This window comes from Burkholderia sp. RF4-BP95 (genome assembly GCF_001521985.1).
Taxonomy (GTDB): Bacteria; Pseudomonadota; Gammaproteobacteria; order Burkholderiales; family Burkholderiaceae; genus Burkholderia; species Burkholderia diffusa.
Genome location: NZ_LOSX01000077.1, coordinates 1 through 2,798, shown reverse-complemented (window position 1 = coordinate 2,798; position 2,798 = coordinate 1). Strand labels below are relative to the sequence as shown.

Below are 2,798 nucleotides of genomic sequence, written 5' to 3'. Positions count from 1 at the left end.
GGCGGCAGCTGGCGCCGCGCATCGGGCAACGGGCGGCACCGGAACCGAGTTGGCACGGCCCATCGTGCCGGCATCTGAAGACATGCTGGCAGTCGTTCGGGCGCTGGTGGGCCAGCAGAGCGACCTCGGCAGTGTCGTGGCAAGCAAGATCGTGTAAAGCGGACTTGCCGCGTTAAGCAGTTCCGGATTATTCAGGGCCGACTACCTCATTCCAAGTGTTGCACTTGAAACTAGGGAAGCACTGGTTAATATGCGATCGCGCGAGGTGGTCGGCGACGTGGGCGGGGAATGGCCGAATACCGAAGCGAAGCGCCGCCCATTCGGAGAAGTTTGAACCTAAGATGCGCCTTGTTTCTCGCATTTCTCACACGCATGACGGACTTGTCCCATGAATCGACCGCAGCCGGTTTCGCGCGATCACCAGATTCGCCAAAGCGAACAGACTGAACAGTTGCGCCGTGTTCTTGAGCAGCCCCTTGTAGCGCACCTTGCGCGATGACGAAACAGGTTCTTGACGTGACGACATGAGACTCGCGCGCGGATTTGCGCCTTGGTTCGCTCGAGCGCGATCATCATTAGTTGTCGCAGCGCACGGTCGTGGACAATCAGGACCCGGTACTCGTACAGCCACTGCTTGAGATCAAGTAGCGCGGTGCTGCGATCCTGTCGTCCCGACAGTCGTTCTTTCAGCCAGCGAACGACATAGTGCCGCTGGTGCTCGGCCATCGGCTGGAATCCGAGCGTTTCGTAGGCAAGCTTCTGGTGGTCGGCAAGCGTGTCGGTTCGGTCGTCGTACAGTACGCGCAGCGTGCCGAGGTCGGGCGGGTCGATGCCGAGCTGCTCGCCGAGATGCTGCCACAGACGTTTGGGAACCTGTTTGTAAGCATCGAGCGTGCGCCCAGTCATCCCTTATGGTGAGTTTTGCCAAGCTGTGAGAGCGCCGGATCGCTGCGTGAAGGACTCCGGCCAGCTACGCCGCCGCATCTTGAGCCAGTGGTAAAAGAACTGCAGCAGAAAAACAGCCTTGCGATCGAATGGGCGCCATTGGCGATGCTCGACGAACGCCAACCTCATCGCAAAAATCCACGAGAGCGATTTCTATAAATGTGACCCCATCTTCAATAGTAAAATTAGATGCCTGTCGCAGTCAAAGAATCGCGTCACCTAAGGCTGACTGCCCACCACTGGCTTGGCGGACAAAGTTCGAGAAGAAGGAGGCATGCTTGCAATCACGTTCCCCTTCTCAATCAGGCAGAGTATTCCGTGAGACAGTTTGGGGCCATGCTCGATGAAGCGATTTTATCGCACACCTTCTGACGATTATCAAGAAGGTGCATAGTGAAGACTTTGTAAGTGTTTCGATATCAGCTTCATCCTCAAAAAGCCGACTTCGCCATTTGTCGAGAATTTGCCCCGAAATCTACCAAATAAAGCAGAATTCTGACGTATAGGCATCCAAATTTTCACGCCATAAAAAGCATGTATTAAATGGGGGTATGTATGGGTCCAGATAAAAAATCCGGAGTATTGAATCATTTTAGTAAATACAATACTTACCGTCCAGGTGAATATCCGGTTGAAGTCAGATCGGGGAAGAGCTTCGCGCTCATCGAAGGGCGATGGTATGAAGTAGCCTTTGATCGGCATGCCAGTCAATTTGAAATATTGATCGAGAGCCGTTCCGGTGATGTGAAACGACATCCCGTCTATCTGGAACTACTATCCAAGACATGGCATTTTTTCTCGAAAGACGGAAACCCTGCATTTTCAAGCTTGGCCATCGACGCGATCAATCGCTTGGCAGTTCCACTCGATCTTGACTTCGAATATGTCGAAGTCGCGGACTTTCCGCCTGAGGCTTGTGCCGGGAGATTATATGCGGTCAAGCGGCGCGGCGCCAATACGCATGGCGACAATATCCATCATTGGGTGGCAGAACTCTTTGGGCAACTCGTTCCAGTACGCGCCGTCAGAGACGGAGGCGCCGTGCGATATGAGGCATTCCATCGAGTATCACCCGATGGGGTAGGCTATCCGATTGACTGGGATGGAAGACGTTGGTTAATGAAATCCAAATGATTCGGCAACATCGCTCGATTCCCATGGCACGACAGGAATGAAGGCGAAAGTGCCGAAGCAAGCTCCGGCGCGGACCAAAGACCAGTTCAAGAACGCGGTCATCAGCCATCTGTGTCGTTTACAGAAATCACCACAGCGCGTCGCTCGCTATTTCATGCATAAACCCATCCGCTATGCAGTTTGATTAAATATCATGCATTTCTGATTTTTATTATGAAATATCGGCCACCCAACATCGGGCCCATCCCAAGCCGAGTCACCGCCAGCCTAAATTGCAATAAGAAATATCCGGTTCCAATGCGCAAGCAAGGCCGGATCTTCGCCACTTAAAATCAGTCGATTCTGATTGCGCTTCATCAGTTTCCGGCTTATGGCGACACGCCCCATGCGCCATCATGACTTATGAGCGGTTGCTTTCCCCGCTCGCAGCTTGTCCTGCATGGCGCTCCCCGTCCGGGACATCGGGGGCGCGACCTTCCCGCCGACCACGTGCCCTCGCCTCACGCATCTCGGTGCGGCGCGGCCCGTGGAACGCATCCGGAGGGCCACATCCATTGTGGATCGGCTCTTGTCACCCGCGGCCCTGCGTCGCGCGATCAGCGCCGTCGATGACCGCGAGGAGATGCCCTGCGTGTTCCTGGAGATGGAATGGTAGGCCGTTGCCCTTCCTTGCCCAGGCCAATCAACCCAGAAAAATCCGGGTACTCATGCACCACTCC

The 2,798-nt window shown here is 54.7% G+C and carries 1 protein-coding gene and 2 pseudogenes; 1 reads left to right on the top strand and 2 read right to left on the bottom strand.

The annotated features are described in order from the left end of the window. Positions 1-364 precede the first annotated feature (364 nt). Positions 365-576 (bottom strand): annotated as a pseudogene (locus tag WS46_RS36255) (IS5/IS1182 family transposase); the annotation flags it as partial. A 90-nt stretch (positions 577-666) separates the two neighbouring features. Continuing rightward, positions 667-906: pseudogene (locus WS46_RS34565) on the bottom strand (DUF4158 domain-containing protein); the annotation flags it as partial. A gap of 594 nt (positions 907-1,500) precedes the next feature. Between WS46_RS34565 and WS46_RS35655 the strand changes: the two are divergent. Further along, positions 1,501-2,079: a hypothetical protein gene (locus WS46_RS35655; protein ID WP_156437083.1), complete on the top strand. Its 579-nt coding sequence runs from the start codon at positions 1,501-1,503 to the stop codon at positions 2,077-2,079. Positions 2,080-2,798: the final 719 nt, after the last annotated feature.